This is a genomic window from Streptomyces sp. BBFR25, from assembly GCF_044590125.1.
Lineage (GTDB): Bacteria > Actinomycetota > Actinomycetes > Streptomycetales > Streptomycetaceae > Streptomyces > Streptomyces canus_D.
The window spans coordinates 2,047,768-2,064,720 of sequence record NZ_CP172447.1; the positions used below are offsets into that span (position 1 = coordinate 2,047,768).

At 72.9% G+C, this 16,953-nt stretch carries 17 protein-coding genes; 2 read left to right on the top strand and 15 right to left on the bottom strand.

From position 1 onward, the window contains the following. Positions 1–4 precede the first annotated feature (4 nt). The 5 genes from der to aroH all read right to left on the bottom strand — a co-directional run bounded on the left by der (position 5) and on the right by aroH (position 4,470). Positions 5–1,483, bottom strand: a complete 1,479-nt coding sequence (der, locus tag ACGH52_RS09270; protein WP_210977482.1) for a ribosome biogenesis GTPase Der — start codon at positions 1,481–1,483, stop codon at positions 5–7. A 74-nt stretch (positions 1,484–1,557) separates the two neighbouring features. After that, the gene (locus ACGH52_RS09275) at positions 1,558–2,220 is read right to left on the bottom strand and encodes a 1-acyl-sn-glycerol-3-phosphate acyltransferase (protein ID WP_076973658.1); all 663 of its coding nucleotides are present in this window, start codon (positions 2,218–2,220) and stop codon (positions 1,558–1,560) included. Further along, positions 2,217–2,912: a (d)CMP kinase gene (gene cmk / locus ACGH52_RS09280; RefSeq protein WP_059299758.1), complete on the bottom strand. Its 696-nt coding sequence runs from the start codon at positions 2,910–2,912 to the stop codon at positions 2,217–2,219. Before cmk ends, ACGH52_RS09275 begins: the two co-directional genes overlap by 4 nt. Positions 2,913–3,025: 113 nt before the next feature. Continuing rightward, entirely contained in the window at positions 3,026–4,111 is a 1,086-nt protein-coding gene (locus tag ACGH52_RS09285) for a prephenate dehydrogenase (protein ID WP_210977483.1), read from the bottom strand. Then, positions 4,108–4,470 (bottom strand): chorismate mutase, encoded by a 363-nt coding sequence (aroH, locus tag ACGH52_RS09290; RefSeq protein ID WP_076973660.1) that lies wholly within the window; start codon positions 4,468–4,470, stop codon positions 4,108–4,110. The genes ACGH52_RS09285 and aroH overlap by 4 nt, the downstream gene beginning before the upstream one ends. A 145-nt stretch (positions 4,471–4,615) precedes the next feature. Between aroH and ACGH52_RS09295 the strand changes: the two genes are divergently transcribed. Together ACGH52_RS09295 and ACGH52_RS09300 are read left to right on the top strand one after the other, a co-directional pair. After that, on the top strand, positions 4,616–5,014 hold the full coding sequence (locus ACGH52_RS09295; RefSeq protein ID WP_399938551.1) for a Rieske (2Fe-2S) protein: 399 nt from the start codon (positions 4,616–4,618) through the stop codon (positions 5,012–5,014). A gap of 22 nt (positions 5,015–5,036) precedes the next feature. After that, the gene (locus ACGH52_RS09300; RefSeq protein ID WP_210977484.1) at positions 5,037–5,789 is read left to right on the top strand and encodes a DNA polymerase beta superfamily protein; all 753 of its coding nucleotides are present in this window, start codon (positions 5,037–5,039) and stop codon (positions 5,787–5,789) included. Here ACGH52_RS09300 and ACGH52_RS09305 read toward each other — a convergent pair. The 10 genes from ACGH52_RS09305 to ACGH52_RS09350 all read right to left on the bottom strand — a co-directional run bounded on the left by ACGH52_RS09305 (position 5,715) and on the right by ACGH52_RS09350 (position 16,668). Then, positions 5,715–6,467: a nucleotidyltransferase domain-containing protein gene (locus ACGH52_RS09305; RefSeq protein WP_121702645.1), complete on the bottom strand. Its 753-nt coding sequence runs from the start codon at positions 6,465–6,467 to the stop codon at positions 5,715–5,717. The genes ACGH52_RS09300 and ACGH52_RS09305 overlap by 75 nt on opposite strands. A 4-nt stretch (positions 6,468–6,471) precedes the next feature. Next, positions 6,472–7,494, bottom strand: coding sequence for an ADP-ribosylglycohydrolase family protein (locus ACGH52_RS09310; protein ID WP_399938554.1), 1,023 nt, complete (start codon positions 7,492–7,494; stop codon positions 6,472–6,474). Beyond that, positions 7,491–8,210: an NUDIX hydrolase gene (locus tag ACGH52_RS09315; protein ID WP_399938556.1), complete on the bottom strand. Its 720-nt coding sequence runs from the start codon at positions 8,208–8,210 to the stop codon at positions 7,491–7,493. Before ACGH52_RS09315 ends, ACGH52_RS09310 begins: the two co-directional genes overlap by 4 nt. A gap of 87 nt (positions 8,211–8,297) precedes the next feature. Then, positions 8,298–9,413, bottom strand: a complete 1,116-nt coding sequence (locus ACGH52_RS09320) for a pseudouridine synthase (protein ID WP_059299765.1) — start codon at positions 9,411–9,413, stop codon at positions 8,298–8,300. Further along, positions 9,413–9,982: an SMC-Scp complex subunit ScpB gene (gene scpB / locus ACGH52_RS09325; RefSeq protein ID WP_238696843.1), complete on the bottom strand. Its 570-nt coding sequence runs from the start codon at positions 9,980–9,982 to the stop codon at positions 9,413–9,415. The genes ACGH52_RS09320 and scpB overlap by 1 nt, the downstream gene beginning before the upstream one ends. Positions 9,983–10,098: 116 nt before the next feature. Further along, positions 10,099–11,286: a segregation and condensation protein A gene (locus ACGH52_RS09330; RefSeq protein ID WP_399938558.1), complete on the bottom strand. Its 1,188-nt coding sequence runs from the start codon at positions 11,284–11,286 to the stop codon at positions 10,099–10,101. Positions 11,287–11,304: 18 nt separating this feature from the next. Further along, entirely contained in the window at positions 11,305–11,883 is a 579-nt protein-coding gene (locus tag ACGH52_RS09335; protein WP_253191359.1) for a hypothetical protein, read from the bottom strand. After that, positions 11,868–12,998, bottom strand: a complete 1,131-nt coding sequence (locus ACGH52_RS09340) for a ParA family protein (protein WP_171987084.1) — start codon at positions 12,996–12,998, stop codon at positions 11,868–11,870. Before ACGH52_RS09340 ends, ACGH52_RS09335 begins: the two co-directional genes overlap by 16 nt. A 387-nt stretch (positions 12,999–13,385) precedes the next feature. Continuing rightward, positions 13,386–14,510 (bottom strand): alanine dehydrogenase, encoded by a 1,125-nt coding sequence (gene ald, locus ACGH52_RS09345; protein ID WP_198538641.1) that lies wholly within the window; start codon positions 14,508–14,510, stop codon positions 13,386–13,388. A 133-nt stretch (positions 14,511–14,643) separates the two neighbouring features. Further along, positions 14,644–16,668: a tetratricopeptide repeat protein gene (locus tag ACGH52_RS09350; protein WP_399938561.1), complete on the bottom strand. Its 2,025-nt coding sequence runs from the start codon at positions 16,666–16,668 to the stop codon at positions 14,644–14,646. Positions 16,669–16,953 lie beyond the last annotated feature (285 nt).

The following is a 16,953-nucleotide window of genomic DNA, read 5'->3' on the forward strand; positions in this document are numbered from 1 at the left end:
GGGCCTACTTCTTCTTCGCGCCGCGCTTCTCGCGCACCCGCACGGAGATGTGGATCGGCGTCCCCTCGAAGGCGAACTCCTCGCGCAGCCGGCGCTCGATGAAGCGCCGGTAGCCCGCCTCGATGAAGCCGGAGGCGAAGAACACGAACCGCGGGGGCTTGGTGCCCGCCTGGGTGCCGAAGAGGATGCGCGGCTGCTTGCCGCCCCGCACCGGGTGCGGGTGGGCGGCGACCAGCTCGCCGAGGAAGGCGTTCAGCCGGCCCGTCGGGACCCGGGTCTCCCAGCCCGCCAGGGCGGTCTCGATGGCCGGGACGAGCTTCTCCATGTGCCGGCCGGTCTGCGCCGAGACGTTGACCCGGGGCGCCCACGCCACCTGGCCCAGCTCGGTCTCGATCTCCCGCTCCAGGTAGTAGCGGCGCTCCTCGTCGAGGGTGTCCCACTTGTTGTAGGCGACGACGATGGCACGGCCCGCCTCGACGGCCATGGTGACGATCCGCTGGTCCTGGACCGAGATGGACTCGGAGGCGTCGATGAGGATGACGGCGACCTCCGCCTTCTCGACGGCGGCGGCGGTGCGCAGCGAGGCGTAGTAGTCGGCGCCCTGCTGGAGGTGGACGCGCTTGCGGATGCCCGCCGTGTCGACGAACTTCCAGGTGACGCCACCCAGTTCGATCAGCTCGTCGACCGGGTCGCGGGTGGTGCCGGCCAGCTCGTTGACGACGACGCGCTCCTCGCCCGCGACCTTGTTCAGCAGCGAGGACTTGCCGACGTTGGGGCGGCCGATCAGGGCGATGCGGCGCGGGCCGCCGACGGCGGTGCCGAAGGTCTGGGCCGGGGCCTCGGGCAGGGCCTCCAGGACCCGGTCCAGCATGTCGCCGGTGCCGCGGCCGTGCAGCGCGGAGACCGGGTGCGGCTCGCCCAGGCCCAGCGACCACAGGTAGGAGGCGTCGGCCTCGCCGCTTGGGCCGTCGACCTTGTTGGCGCACAGCACGACGGGCTTGCCGGCCTTGCGCAGCAGCCGGACGACCGCCTCGTCGGTGTCGGTGGCGCCGACCTTGGCGTCCACGACGAAGACGACCGCGTCGGCGGCCTCGATGGCGTACTCGGCCTGGGCGGCCACGGAGGCGTCGATGCCGAGGACGTCCTGCTCCCAGCCGCCGGTGTCGACGACCTTGAAGCGGCGCCCGGCCCACTCGGCCTCGTAGGTGACGCGGTCGCGGGTGACGCCGGGCTTGTCCTCGACGACGGCCTCGCGGCGGCCGATGATGCGGTTCACGAGGGTCGACTTGCCGACATTGGGGCGGCCGACGACGGCGAGGACGGGCAGCGGGCCGTGCCCGGCCTCCTCGATGGCGCCCTCGACCTCCTCGATGTCAAAGCCCTCTTCGGCGGCCAGCTCCATGAACTGCGCGTACTCGGCGTCGCCGAGCGCCCCGTGGTCGTGCTCCTCGCCCGAGCCCTCGGGGTGGATGTGGTCGTTCATGAAGTCCGTACCTCGTTCATCGTGGTGATCGGTGGAACACCCCTGTACCGGGTGATCCACTACTCAAGTGTCACTCAGCGCCCGGTGAGGCGCCTGGCGTTTTCCAGGTGCGCGGTGAGCTGCTTCTGGATGCGTTCGGTGGCCTCGTCCAGGGCCTTGCGGGTGCGCCGCCCGCTGCCGTCGCCCGCGTCGAAGGGGTCGCCGAAGACGACGTCCACGCGGGAGCGCAGCGGGGGCAGCGCCTTTATCAACCGTCCGGGACGGTCCGTGCTTCCCAGGACCGCGACCGGGACGATCGGCGCGCCGCTGCGCACCGCGAAGTAGGCGAGCCCGGCGCGCAGTGAGGCGAAGTCGCCCTCGCCCCGGGTGCCCTCCGGGAAGATGCCCAGGACGCCGCCGTCGGCCAGCACGCCGAGCGCCTGCCCTATGGCGGCGCGGTCGGTGGAGTGGCGGTCCACCTTCAGCTGGCCGATGCCGGTCAGGAAGCGTCCGAGCGGGCCGATGAACGCCTCCTTCTTGATCAGGAAGTGTGTCGGCCGGGGCGCCACGCCCATGACCATCGGGCCGTCGATGTTGTGCGCGTGGTTGACGGCGTAGATCACCGGGCCGGTGGCGGGGACCCGCCAGGCGCCGAGCACGCGCGGCTTCCACAGCCCGTACATCAGGCCGACGCCGATGCGCCGGCCGACCTCGGCGCCCTTCTCGGAGGGGGCGGGCGCTGCGGAGGATGCGGTCACTTCCCCGCCCGCTTCTCCTCGACGAGGGTGACGACGCACTCGATGACCTGCGGGAGGGTGAGGGCGGTGGTGTCCACCTCGACCGCGTCCCCGGCCTTGGCCAGCGGGGAGGTCTTGCGGCTGGAGTCGGCCGCGTCCCGCTTGATCAGGGCCTCGCGGGTGGCGTTGACGTCGGCGCCCTTCAGCTCGCCGCTGCGGCGGGCGGCGCGGGCCTCCGCCGACGCGGTGAGGAAGATCTTGAGGTCGGCGTCCGGCAGCACGGTGGTGCCGATGTCGCGGCCCTCGACGACGATGCCGAGCGGCGCGGCGGCGGCGATGGAGCGCTGCAGCTCGGTGATCCGGGCCCGGACCTCCGGTACGGCGCTGACCGCGCTGACCTTGGAGGTGACCTCCTGGGTGCGGATCGGGCCGGCCACGTCCACGCCGTCCACCGTGATGGTGGGGCCCGCCGGGTCGGTGCCGGAGAGGATCTCGGGCTTTCCGGCCGCGGCGGCGATGGCGTGCGGGTCGTCGGTGTCGATGCCGTTGTTGACCATCCACCACGTGATCGCCCGGTACTGGGCGCCGGTGTCCAGGTAGCTGAGGCCGAGCTGTGCGGCCACGGCCTTCGACGTGCTCGACTTGCCCGTGCCGGAGGGGCCGTCGATGGCGACAATCACGGCCGGGACGGTCGGGGCGGCGCCGTTTTCCACGAGGGGACACCTTCCTGGTGCGGTGCGGTGGGTGGTGTGCGGGACGCGAGCGCGTCCCGCACAAGGTTACCGGGCCGCTGGGCCCCCTATGACAGGCGTCCGGCGCCCCGTGATCACTGGCGGATCGCCCAGCCCCGCTCCTTCAGGGCCGCGGTGAGGACGGCGGCGGCCCTCGGCTCGACCATGAGCTGCACCAGGCCCGCCTGCTGCCCGGTCGCGTGCTCGATCCGTACGTCCTCGATGTTGACCCCGGCCCGTCCCGCGTCCGCGAAGATGCGGGCCAGCTGGCCGGGCTGGTCGTCGATGAGGACGGCCACCGTCTCGTAGGCCCGCGGGGCCGAGCCGTGCTTGCCGGGGACGCGGACCTGTCCGGCGTTGCCGCGCCGCAGCACCTCGGCGATGCCGGTGCCGCCCTCGCGGCGCTTGTCCTCGTCGGAGGACTGCAGGGCGCGCAGGGCCCGCACCGTCTCCTCCAGGTCGGCGGCGACGTCGGTGAGCAGGTCGGCGACCGGCCCCGGGTTGGCGGAGAGGATGTCGATCCACATCCGGGGGTCGGAGGCGGCGATCCGGGTCACGTCGCGGATGCCCTGCCCGCACAGCCGTACGGCGGCCTCCTCGGCGTGCTCCAGGCGCGCGGCGACCATGCTGGAGACCAGGTGGGGCATGTGGGAGACGAGGGCCACGGCGCGGTCGTGGGCGTCCGCGTCCATCACCACCGGCACCGCGCGGCAGTGCGAGACCAGCTCCAGGGCGAGGTTCAGCACCTCGGTGTCGGTGTCCCGGGTCGGGGTCAGCACCCAGGGGCGCCCCTCGAAGAGGTCGGCGGTGGCGGCCAGCGGACCGGACTTCTCCCGGCCGGACATGGGGTGGGTGCCGATGTACGCCGACAGGTCCAGGCCGCGCGCCTCCAGCTCCCGCCGGGGGCCGCCCTTGACGCTGGCCACGTCGATGTAGCCGCGGGCGGCGCCGCGGGCCATGGCGTCGGCGAGCACGTCGGCCACCAGGGCGGGCGGGGCGGCGACGATCGCGAGGTCGACCGGGCCGTCCGGGGCGTCGTCGGTGCCGGCGCCGAGCGCGGCGGCGGTGCGGGCCTGCTCGGGGTCGTGGTCGGCGAGGTGGACGGTGACGCCCCGGTCGGTCAGCGCGAGGGCGGCGGAGGTGCCGATGAGGCCGGTGCCGATGACGAGTGCGGTTCTCACTGGGCGATGTCCTTGCGCAGGGCCGCGGCGGCGCCGAGGTAGACGTGGGCGATCTCGGCGCGGGGCCGGTCGGACTCGATGTGGGCGAGGACACGGACGACACGGGGCATGGCGCCCTCGATGTCCAACTCCTGGGCGCAGATCAGCGGCACGTCGGTGATGCCGAGCCCGCGGGCCGCGGCGGCCGGGAAATCGCTGTGCAGATCGGGGGTGGCGGTGAACCACAGGCTGATCAGGTCGTCGACCGTCAGGCCGTTGCGCTCCATGAGGGCGGTGAGCAGGGCCGCGACCTGCTCGTCCATGTGCCCCGCCTCGTCCCGCTCCAGTTGGACGGCGCCCCGGACCGCTCGTACCGCCACGGCGATGCTCCTTGCTCACAGTGCTGACGCATGTATCGGTTCTTGGTCCGTCCAGCCTAGTCAGCCCGCCGCGTACCGGCCCGCGGCGCCCGTCTCCTGAGACGCTGGCCCCGCCGTCCGAACCCCCCTCCCCCGGAGTTGCGACATGACCCAGAACCCGACCCGCCGTACGGTCCTCCGCTGCACCGGCGCGGGCGCGGCGGCGATCTGCGTGGGCTGCGGAGGCGGCGACGGCGACTCCTCGGAGACCTCGCCCGGGCGGGAACTGGCGCGGACGGGCGACATCCCGATCGCCGGCGGCAAGGTCCTCACCGAGGAGAAGATCGTGGTGACCCAGCCGGAGAAGGGCGAGTTCAAGGCGTTCTCGGCGGTCTGCACCCACCAGGGCTGCATCGTGTCGGACGTGCGGGACGGCACCATCGACTGCGCCTGCCACGGCAGCAGGTTCGCCGCGGCCGACGGCTCGGTGGTGCGGGGCCCGGCCACGAAGCCGCTGCCGGAGAAGCGGATCACGGTGGAGGGAAATTCGGTCCGCCTGGCGTGAGCCGTCCGCGTACGCTCCCGCCATGCACCCCCAGACCCCCGAGGCCCTGGTCCGCGACCACACCGTCTACTCCTGCGTCATGGGCTCGCGCGCCTTCGGTCTGGCGACGCAGGACAGCGACACGGACCGCCGGGGCGTCTTCCTCGCGCCGACCGCGCTGTACTGGCGCTTCGAGAAGCCGCCGACGCACGTGGAGGGCCCCGGGGAGGAGCAGTTCAGCTGGGAGCTGGAGCGCTTCTGCGAACTGGCCCTGCGCGCGAACCCGAACATCCTGGAGTGCCTGCACTCCCCGCTGGTGGACTCCGTGGACGACACCGGCCGCGAACTCCTCTCCCTCCGCGAGGCGTTCCTCTCCCGCCGGGCCTACGAGACCTTCACTCGCTACGCCCACGGCCAGCGCCGCAAGCTCGACGCCGACGTGCGCACCCACGGCGCCCCGCGCTGGAAGCACGCGATGCACCTGCTGCGGCTCCTGACCAGCGCCCGCGACCTGCTGCGCACGGGCGCCTTGACGATCGACGTCGGCGAGGACCGTGACTCCCTGCTCGCCGTGAAGCGCGGCGAGGTGCCCTGGCCGGAGGTGGAGGCGCGGATGAACCGCCTGGCGCGGGAGGGCGAGGAGGCGGCCCGGCACAGCCCCCTCCCCGAGGAGCCGGACCGGCGCCGGGTGGAGGACTTCCTGGTCCGCACCCGCCGCGCCTCAGCGCTCCAGCCGGGCCCGTACGACGAAGTCGTGCAGGGCCTCGTACGCGGCCGGGGCGTCGGGGAGACCTGACGCGGCCTGCGCCTCGTCGAGCCCGGCGTGCAGCCGCTCCACGTCGGCCCGCACACGCGCGTGATCGACGCCCGCGTCCCCGTGCTCGCGCTCGGCCTTGGCGGCGATCAGCTCGGTCAGGTAGTCCGGGGCGGCGTCGACCTCCCCGAGGAGGGAGGGCAGGTGGGGCTGCACCTCTCCGGCGCGCATCAGGTGGATGCCGGTGAGCAGCACCCGGAAGGTGTACAGGAGCGGCTTCAGCTGGCCGGTCTTCTCGAACAGCCGCCACTGGGTGCCCGCGAACCCCCGGTAGTGGTGGGCGTGGTGACTGGTGAGAACCCCCGGCGCCAGGGCGGCCAGCTCCCGGTGCGCCTCGGTGGTGTGCACGACCAGCGGGGAGAGCAGCTGCTCCAGCACATAGCCGTTGCGGCGGAGCATCAGCCGTACGAACTTGCGCAGGTCGTGCGTGACCAGGTCCATCTCGACACCGTCCCGGTCCCACATCCGCGACCGGGTCTCCTCCGGCTCGCGCAGCCCGACCAGGTCGGCGGCGGGCAGCAGGTGCACGCCGCGCAGGTCGACGTCGGAGTCGCGGGAGGGGAAGCCGTAGAGGTGGGCGCCGGAGACGGTGGCGAACAGCACCGGGAAGGGCTGTTCGGCCACCACCGGCGCCAGGTCGATGTCGAGGGCGTCGATCATGCGCTCAAGCGTCCCAGAGTTCTCCCAGGGCCAGCAGGTCGCCCCGGTACTCGATGCGGTCCGCCCAGTCGGCGGGCCAGGCGTCGGCCCCCAGGTGCGCGCCCGCGAAGGCGCCCGCGAGGCAGGCGATGGAGTCGGAGTCGCCCGAGGTGCAGGCGCCGCGGCGCAGGGCGGTGAGCGGCTCGTCGACGAAGAGCAGGAAGCAGAGCAGCCCGGCCGCCATGGCCTCCTCGGCGATCCACCCCTCGCCGACGGCCAGGCAGGGGTCGGTCTCGGGCGAGACGGTGCGCGCCGCCTCCTGGAGCCGGTCGAGTGTCGCCAGGCACTCGTCCCAGCCGCGCGCGATGAAGTGCTCGGGCGTCGGGTCCTGGGCGCGGGTCCACAGGTCGCCGAGCCAGCGCTCGTGGTACCGGGTGCGGTTGTCGTAGGCGTACGAGCGCAGCAGCCCGACCAGGCCGGTGGGCTCGGCGCCCTCGGCGAGCAGCCGTACGGCGTGCGCCGTGAGGTCGGAGGCGGCGAGCGCGGTGGGGTGGCCGTGGGTGAGCGCGGACTGCAACTGGGCGGCGCCCGCGCGCTGTTCGTCGCTGAGGCCGGGGACGAGCCCGACCGGCGCGACGCGCATGTTGGCGCCGCAGCCCTTGGAGTGGATCTGGCTGGCGTCCTGCCAGGGGCGGTCCGGGGTCTTGAGGAGGTTGCAAGCCTTGAGGCAGGTGTTGCCCGGCGCCCGATTGTTCTCCGGTGACTGGTACCAGTCGACGAACTCCTCGCGCACCGGCCGTTCCATCCGCTTCGGGCCGAGCAGCCCCCGGTCCATGGCCGTCCGCAGCCCCTTGCCCAGCGCCAGTGTCATCTGGGTGTCGTCGGTGACGATCGCGGGCCGGGGCAGCGCCATCTCCCGCCAGGGGCCGCACTTGGCGAGGATCGACGGGACGTCGTTGAACTCGGTCGGGAAGCCCAGCGCGTCGCCGAGGGCGAGGCCGGTGAGCGCTCCGGTGGCGGCGCGCTTGGTGCCGGTGGTCGTGGTCATGCGGGGCGTCCTTCCCGAGGGGTGCGGAGCAGGGGCGGGTGCAGGGCGGTGGCCGGGCCGGCGCGGTATACGGCGGCGGGCTTGCCGCGGCCTCCGGTCAGGCGGGCGGCGCCCGGGACGGGCTCGACGAAGCCGGGGGTGGCGAGGACCTTGCGGCGGAAGTTGGGCCGGTCCAGGGCCGTGCCCCACACCGTCTCGTAGACCTGCTGCAACTCGCCGAGCGTGAACTCGTCCGGGCAGAAGGCGGTGGCCAGGCAGGTGTACTCGAGCTTGGCGCCGACGCGGTCCCGCGCGTCGGCCAGGATCCGGTCGTGGTCGAAGGCGAGGCCCCGGGCCTCGTCGTACGGCACCCAGCGGGCCGTTGCCGCGTCACCGCCGCCGTGCGGCTCGGGAGGGTCGGGCAGCAGCGCGGCGAAGGCCACGGACACGACCCGCATCCGGGGGTCGCGGCCGGGTTCGCTGTAGGTCCGCAGCTGCTCCAGGTGCAGCCCGGTCACGTCCGCCAGGCCGGTCTCCTCGGCCAGCTCGCGCCGGGCCGCCTCCTCGGCCGACTCCACGGGCAGCAGGAAGCCGCCGGGCAGCGCCCAGCGGCCCGCGTACGGCTCCTGGCCCCGCTCGACGAGCAGCGCGTGCAGGGCGCCCGCGCGGAGCGTGAGCACGGCGAGGTCGACGGTGACGGCGAAGGGTTCGAAAGCGTGCTTGTCGTAGCCGTGCACGAACACCCACCCCCTTAATAGTCACTGCGACTATAAAGACGGTGGGTGCTCGGAACAACCCTCGGAGACGGAGGAGACCCAGGAGACCTAGAGCTCGACCTCCTGCATCAGCATCCCGACCTCCGTGTTGGACAGGCGGCGCAGCCAGCCCGACTTCTGGTCGCCCAGCGTGATCGGGCCGAAGGCGGTGCGCACCAGCTTGTCTACGGGATAACCCGCCTCCGCCAGCATCCGGCGCACGATGTGCTTGCGGCCCTCGTGCAGGGTGACCTCGACCAGGTAGTTCTTGCCGGTCTGCTCGACGACCCGGAAGTGGTCCGCGCGCGCGTACCCGTCCTCCAGCTGGATGCCGTCCTTGAGCTGCTTGCCGAGGTCGCGCGGGATCGGGCCCACGATGTGCGCGAGGTAGGTCTTCTTCACGCCGTACCGGGGGTGGGTCAGGCGGTGCGCCAGCTCGCCGTGGTTGGTGAGCAGGATCACGCCCTCGGTCTCGGTGTCGAGCCGGCCGACGTGGAAGAGGCGGGTCTCGCGGTTGGTGACGTAGTCACCGAGGCACTGGCGGCCCTCCGGGTCCTCCATGGTGGAGACGACACCGGCGGGCTTGTTGAGCGAGAAGAACTGGTACGACTGCGTGGCGACGGTCAGGCCGTCGACCTTGACCTCGTCCTTCTCCGGGTCGACGCGGCGGCCCTGCTCCAGCACGATCTCGCCGTTGATCTCGACCCTGGCCTGCTCGATCAGCTCCTCGCAGGCGCGTCGGGAGCCGTAGCCCGCGCGCGCGAGGACCTTCTGCAGCCGCTCGCCCTCCTGCTCGGCGCCCGGGAAGGTCTTGGGCAGCTTGACGTCCTTCTTGCCCGCGTACCGCTCGCGGTTGCGCTCCTCGGCCCGCGTCTCGTACTCGCGGGACGTGGCCGGGGCGCTGCGGCCGCGCTGCTGGGGCCGCTTGGGGCCGCCCTTGGCCCCGCCGCGGGCCGAGGGTCCGCGGCCCGACTTCGGGCCGTCCTTGGTGGCGCCGGGGCCCACGTCGTAGCGCCGCTCCTCCGGGCGCGGCTTCTTGGGACGGCCGCCCTGCTTGTCGTCGCGGTCGTTGCCGGCGCCGCGGTAGTTGCCGCGGCCACCGCCACTTCCGCCGCGGCCGCCGCTGTTGCCACCACGGCTCCCGCCGTTGTTTCCGCTGCTGTTCCTGCCGCTGCTGCTTCGCATCAAAATTCCGTCTTGTCGTGTGCGCCCTCGGAATCCGGGGCGTCCGGATCGAACGACGGGACCGCTTCCAGCGTCTCGGCCTCGATCGCCTCCGCCTCCGGGAGGAAGGGCGCGAGCTCCGGGAGCTCGTCCAGGCCGCGCAGGCCCATCCGCTCCAGGAAGTAGTTCGTCGTCACGTACAGGATCGCACCTGTTTCGGGTTCCGTACCCGCCTCCTCGACCAGACCCCGCTGGAGGAGGGTGCGCATCACGCCGTCGCAGTTCACGCCGCGCACCGCGGAGACCCGGCTGCGGCTGACCGGCTGGCGGTAGGCGACCACGGCGAGGGTCTCCAGGGCGGCCTGGGTGAGGCGGGCGTGCTGGCCGTCCAGGACGAAGCCCTCGACGGCCGCGGCGTACTCGGGCCGGCTGTAGAAGCGCCAGCCGCCCGCGACCAGGCGCAGCTCGAAGCCGCGGCCCTGGACGGCGTACTCGTCGGCCAGCTCGCGCAGGGCGTCCGCGATCCGCCGCCGGGGCCGTTGCAGTATCTTCGCGAGCTGCTCCTCGGTCGCGGGCTCGTCGACGACCATGAGGACGGCTTCGAGGGCGGGCTTGAGGTCGAGTCCGGCCACGCCCTCCGGGCCGTCCGGAGCCTCGATGGCCGCTTCGGCCTCGGTGGCCGCTTCGGCCTCGGTGGTGGGTTCCCTCACGCCTTCTGCTCCTCCTTCGGTGCCTCGGGCGGCCGGTCGAACTCGTCGGTCACCACCGGCTGCGCCTCACCGTCGCCGCCGGTCCAGCGCACCAGCAGGTCGCCGAGCGCGGTCTCCTGGTCCAGCTCGACGGCCTTCTCCCGGTACAGCTCCAGCAGGGCCAGGAAGCGGGCGACGACGGTCAGGGTGTCCTCGGTGTCCTGGACCAGCACGCGGAAGCTGGCCTCGCCCAGTTCCTTCAGGCGTGCGACCACGATCCCGGCCTGCTCCTGCACGCTGACCAGGGGGGCGTGGATGTGCTCGACGTACACCTGCGGCTTGGGTTTCGGCTGCATCGCCTTGACGGCCAGCTTGGCGAAGCCCTCCGGCCCGATGCTGATGACGACCTCGGGCAGCAGCTCGGCGTGGTGGGGCTCCAGGCCGACGGTACGGGGGTAGCGGCGGGCCTCGGACTCCAGCCGCTCGTTGAAGATCTCCGCGATCTGCTTGTACGCGCGGTACTGGAGCAGGCGGGCGAAGAGCAGGTCGCGGGCCTCCAGGAGGGCCAGGTCGGCCTCGTCCTCGACCTCGGCGGCGGGCAGCAGCCGGGCCGCCTTCAGGTCGAGCAGCGTGGCCGCGACCACCAGGAACTCGGTGGTCTGGTCGAGGTCCCAGTCCGGCCCCATCGCCCGGATGTGCGCCATGAACTCGTCGGTCACCTTCGACAGCGCGACCTCGGTGACGTCCATCTTGTGCTTGGAGATCAGCTGGAGCAGCAGATCGAACGGCCCCTCGAAGTTGGCGAGCCGCACCTTGAAGACACCGTCGCCCCCCTCACCGGGGTCCTCCTCCGACGCCCCCTGGGAGGAGGCGGCACCGTGCCGACCGGAGAGGTCCTCGGCCTGCTCCCCGGGGTCGTGCTCCTCCGCGCCCGGCGCCGCCGTCTCCCGGACCCGTGCCGGGTCTCCCGGGTCGGCGGCCGACGTCCCGGCCGATGCGGTGGCCGGTCCGGCGGGGGCGGGCGCCGGTCCGGACCCGAGGTCCTGCTCGGTGGGCGCCGCTCCCGCGGTCCCGGACGTGCCGTCGCCGGAAGGCGCCTCCTCCGGAAGCGGCGCAGCCCCCGGCGTCTCCGGGCCCCGGCCCAGCGCACGCCGGCGACCGGCGCGCGGGCCGCGGCCGGGGTGGGGGGCGTCGTTCGAGGTCATGGCCCCCGCAGGCTACCGCTACCGTCCGCGCAGCCGTCGTACGAGGATGCTGGCGTCCCCGCGGGTCTCCAGGTCCGCCAGGACCACGGCGACGGCCTCGCGGACGATGCGGCCGCGGTCCACGGCCAGGCCGTGCTCGCCCCGGAGCACCAGGCGGGCGTGCTCCAGGTCCATCAGCTCCTCGGCGGAGACGTACACGGTGATCTTCTCGTCGTGGCGCTCACGCCCGCTGGGGCGCCGTGCGGCGGCCCTGCCGCGCTTGCGGGGCCGGTCGGCGCCGGGGGCGGCAGAACCTTCCTGCGCGCCCGCTCCCGGCCCGGAGGCCCGTGCGGAGCGCTCCGTGCCCCGCGTGTGCGTCTCGCCCGCCGAGCCCGGCTCCGCGTCCGCCGCGGCGTGCTCCGCGCCCTCGCCGTCCCCGGCCTGCGCGGGCACCGACTGCGGTCCGTCCTCGGCGGCGGCCTGGTCGCTCTCCCCCGCCGGGGCCGGCACCCGGGCCTCGCCGCCCGCCGGTCGCCGCGGGGTGGACGCCTGGAGCGCCATTCCCCCTGTCGTACGGAAGAGTTCGTCGGCCCCCGGCAGACTCACTCGGCGTGACACCGGGCGAGCACCTCCCTGGCGAGCTGGCGGTAGGCGGCGGCACCGACGGAGTTGGACGCGTACGTGGTGATCGGCTCACCGGCGACCGTGGTCTCCGGGAAGCGGACCGTGCGCCCGATGACCGTGTGGTAGACGTGGTCGTCGAACGCCTCGACGACCCGCGCGAGCACCTCACGGCTGTGCACGGTGCGCGAGTCGTACATCGTGGCGAGGATGCCGTCCAGCTCCAGGTCGGGGTTGAGCCGCTCCTGGACCTTCTCGATCGTCTCGGTCAGCAGTGCCACACCGCGCAGCGCGAAGAACTCGCACTCCAGCGGCACGATCACCTTGTGCGCCGCGGTCAGCGCGTTGACCGTGAGCAGGCCGAGCGAGGGCTGGCAGTCGATCACGATGTAGTCGTAGTCGTCCATCAGCGGCTTCAGCGCCCGCTGGAGGGTGGACTCGCGCGCGACCTCGCTCACCAGCTGCACCTCGGCGGCCGACAGGTCGATGTTGCTGGGCAGCAGGTCCATGTTGGGGACCGCGGTCTTCAGCAGCACCTCGTCGGCCGCCATGCCCCGCTCCATGAGCAGGTTGTAGACGGTGAGGTCGAGCTCCATCGGGTTGACGCCGAGTCCGACCGACAGCGCGCCCTGCGGGTCGAAGTCGACGAGCAGCACCCGGCGCCCGTACTCGGCGAGCGCGGCACCCAGGTTGATGGTCGACGTGGTCTTGCCCACGCCGCCCTTCTGGTTGCACATCGCGATGATCTTGGCGGGGCCGTGCTCGGTCAGCGGGCCCGGGATCGGGAAGTACGGCAGCGGGCGTCCGGTCGGGCCGATGCGCTCGCGGCGCTGTCGGGCCGCGTCGGGCGCGAGCGTGGCGGCGTACTCGGGATCCGGCTCGTACTCCGCGTCCGGGTCGTAGAAGTGCCCCTCGGGCAGTTCGTCGTAGTCGGCGAAGTGGTTGCGTGGCGCGCCACTTCCGTCGCCGGCCATGGCGTTCACGTGTTGGCCATCCATACTCATGTGTGCTGTCCGAGTTGCCTGCGGACTCTGGTGGTCGGCTGCCAAGGTGCGTACAGCCACGGAGCCGACAGCCTCGAGACGCCCGGGACCGTGGGTCCGTGCCGGCATTCCTGGTTGACCACCCCCGGGAGTAAATGTCGACTCATTCACAAGTCGTCTTACCTCCTTGGTGACCAGGGAACTTCTAGACAGGTCAGCGTGGCACCATGCCGACGTTCGGCGACTCTATGGCGTGTCGGCCGTCCGCAGCAACACAATCCGCCGGACCCGGCCCGATGTGTCGGCAATGAAACATCCCTCTGTCAAGGGCGTACGGCCGTCGCACAGCAGGTTTCACCGGTGCGCGAATCGGTTGAAGCGTTACGTTCGAGGCGAGTTGACCGAGAATCGCAAAGTGACCATACACACACCCGGCCGGACCTTGTCGGGCAAGGTCCGGCCGGGTGTGCGGGGTTGACGACCGCTGTTGACGTATCGCCTTTGCCGTTTGATGACTTAGGCGAGCAGTGTCGCCGGGTCGACATACTCCAGGCCGTGCGCCTCGGCGACCTCGCGGTAAACCACCTTGCCGTCATGGGTGTTGAGACCCTTGGCCAGCGCGGGGTCGCGGCGCAGCGCCTCGGCCCAGCCGCGGTCGGCCAGCTCGACGATGTAGGGCAGCGTGGCGTTGGTGAGCGCGTTGGTGGAGGTGTTGGGCACCGCGCCCGGCATGTTGGCGACGCAGTAGAAGACCGAGTTGTGGACCTTGAAGGTCGGCTCGGCGTGCGTGGTGGGGTGCGAGTCCTCGAAGCAGCCGCCCTGGTCGATCGCGATGTCGACAAGGACACTGCCCGGCTTCATGCGGGAGACCAGCTCGTTGGTGACCAGCTTCGGGGCCTTGGCGCCCGGGATGAGCACCGCGCCGATGACCAGGTCGGCGTCGACGACGGCCTTCTCCAGCTCGAAGGAGTTGGACATGACGGCCTTGACCTTGGTGCCGAAGATCTTGTCGGCCTCGCGCAGCTTGTTGATGTCGCGGTCGAGCAGGGTCACGTCGAAGCCCATGCCGACGGCGATCTGGGTGGCGTTCCAGCCGGAGACGCCACCGCCGATGACGACGGCCTTGGCGGGGGTCACGCCCGGCACGCCGCCGGGCAGCACGCCGCGCCCGCCGTTGGGGGCCATCAGGTGGTAGGCGCCGACCTGCGGGGCGATCCGGCCCGCGACCTCGGACATCGGAGCCAGCAGCGGCAGCGCGCGGCCGGGCAGCTCGACCGTCTCGTAGGCGATGGCGGTGGTGCCGGACTCGATGAGCGCGTCCGTGCACTCCTTGGACGCGGCCAGGTGCAGGTAGGTGAAGAGCGTCTGGTCCTTGCGCAGGCGGTGGTACTCCTCCGCGATCGGCTCCTTGACCTTCAGGAGCAGGTCCGCGGTGGCCCACACCTCGTCGGCGGTGTCGAGTATCCGCGCGCCGGCCGCGACGTACTCCGCGTCGGGGATCGAGGAGCCGACTCCGGCATTGCGCTCGATGACGACCTGGTGACCGTGGCGCACCAGCTCGTGCACGCCGGCGGGGGTGATGGCCACCCGGAACTCGTTGTTCTTGACCTCGCGGGGGATGCCGACCTTCACGTGGATCACGGTCCTTGGCTCAGAGGATGGGCTATTACAAGGCATACCCACTCAAGCGCGGGCACACCGGGAGAGACCGCAGGAGAACGTGCGGCAGAGCCAGTCTAATGAAGGTGTTCTCTCTGTCTAGCCTTTCAAAGCATCAATCTTCAGTCACCGCGCTGCGGATTTCGCAGGCTTCTGCGGGATCTTCCCTCAACATCCGTTCGGCCGTGCCCCGCTCCAGGCCCGCCGCGGTGGGGTCGCCGAGCCGGTCCAGGGTGTCGGCGAGCCGCAGGTGCAGCGCGGCCTGGAGCCGTACGTCCTCGGCCCGGCGGGCCCAGTCGACGGCCTCCCGGCAGGTGCGCAGTGACTCCTCGGGGCGCCCGGCGTACTCCTGGACCCGGGCCAGCTCGGACAGCGCCCGCGCGTGCGCGGCCACGTCCCCCGCCTTGCGGTACCCGGCCACCGCGGCGCGCCAGCAGCGCACCGCCTCGCCGTAGCGTCCGGCGTAGGTGTGGGCGGTGGCGAGGCGGCCGTAGATCCGGGCGGCGTCGGCGCGTTCGTCCCGGGCCAGGCGCTGGGCGAGGGCCCGGCCGAACCAGTCGGCGGCGCGGTCGTAGTCCCCCAGCTCCAGGTGGGCGCCGCCGACGGATTCCATCGCGCGGCCGGTCGCGTACGGGTCGTTCGCCTCGCGTCCGGCGTCCAGCGCGGCCCGGTAGCGCACCAGGGCCTCGGCGGTGCGGCCGGTGCGGGCGTCCAGGTCGGCCAGGTTCAGCAGCGCCGCGGCCTTCTCCCGGGGCAGCTCGCGCCGCTCGGCCACGTCGAGGACGAGGCGGTGGACGCCGTACAGGTCGGGGGCGGCGGCCTGGGTGCCGAAGTGGGCGACCATGGCCCGCACCAGCTGGGACATCAGTCTGCGGGCGAGGGTGTCCAGCTCGCCGTCGGCGACCGCGAGGCGGGCCGCGGCCAGCAGGGCGGGGCGCCGGGCGCGCAGCCAGTCGGCGGCGGCCCTGGGGTGCGGGAAGCGCAGGTCGCGCGGCGTGGCGAGGAGTTTCTCGCGGGCTTGCGGGCTGTCGGTCTCGGTGACCGCCCGGCAGGACTGGAGCAGCCGCACCGTGCGCTCCAGCATGCGGGCGCGGGCCAGTTGCAGCTCGGCGGGCCGGTCGTGCTTGCGGGCGAGGGCGCTCAGCCGCTCGTGCAGGCACCCGGGGACCTCGTACTCGGGCAGCGGCGAGTCGGCGGCGCGCAGCAGGCCGTGGGCGACGAAGTCGTCCAGGGTGGTGCGGGCGCCGCTCACCGAGCAGCCGGCGAGCGCGGAGGCGGTGTGCGGGTCGACCAGGCCCGCCGGGGCGAGGCAGAGCAGCCGCAGCATGCGGGCGGCGGTGCTGGGCAGCGACGCGTAGACGAGGCGGAAGACGCGGTCGAGCGCGCTCCCCTCGTCGCTCTCCGCGTGCAGGTGCTTGGCCAGGTCGGCGACGGCCGCCTGGGGGCGGGCCGCGAGCCAGCCGCCGGCCAGGGTCAGCGCGGCGGGCTGGGCCTGGCACAGCTCGACCAGCTGTTCGGCGGCCCGGGGGTCGACGGTGATGCGGACCGAGCCGGTGTGGCGGGACAGCAGTTCCACGGCCGACTTGGTGTCCAGGCCGCCCAGCGTGCACGGACGGACGTCCGCGATGCCGGTCAGCGGGCCCTCGGCCACGGCAACGGCCAGGCAGTCCGGGGTGTCGGGCAGCAGGGCGTCGACCTGCTCGGCGTCGGCGACGGCGTCCAGCAGGAGCAGGACCCTGCGGTCGGCGAGCGCGGTGCGCAGGGCCTCGGTGAGGTCGTCCTCGTCGGCCCCGGGCGGCGCGGTGCGGTCCAGTGCGGTGAGCAGGTCCCGGGCGAGGCGTCCGACGGGGACGGGGGTGCCGTCCGGCTCGCTCAGCCGGGCCCGCAGCACGCCGTCCGGGTAGGCGTCCGCGACCCGGGCGGCCAGTTCCTCCGCGAGTGCGGTGCGCCCCGAGCCGGGACGGCCCGCGATGAGCAGCACGCGCGCGCGGGGGGCCTTGCGGCCGGAGAGGGTGTCGAGGCCGGCGCGCTCGATGTCGGCGCGCAGCTCCTTCAGCTCCCGGGTGCGGCCCAGGAATCCGCTGTCCGCAGGGTCCGGAGACAGTCGTACGCCGTCCGTGTCCACCGCCTGATCCGTCACGGGCCACACTCCCGATCCCACCGCACGCCGGTGCCCGCCGGAAGCCCGGTTCGGGCGATTCCGAGCCTAGTTCACGGTCTGCGACGTTCCCGGTGGAGCGCGGCGGGCACATCCCCCGATCGGATCAGCCGATGGTCACACCGGACGGGTGGGGCATCGGGCCGGCCCCGGCCTCCGCGCCTCGCCTCCGCCGGACGGGTCCCGGACGCGGGCCCGGACCGGCGCCTGCCCGTCCGGGTCGGTCCGACGGGCGAAGGCCGGGCCCTTGCGGCAAGGCGGCCGGCG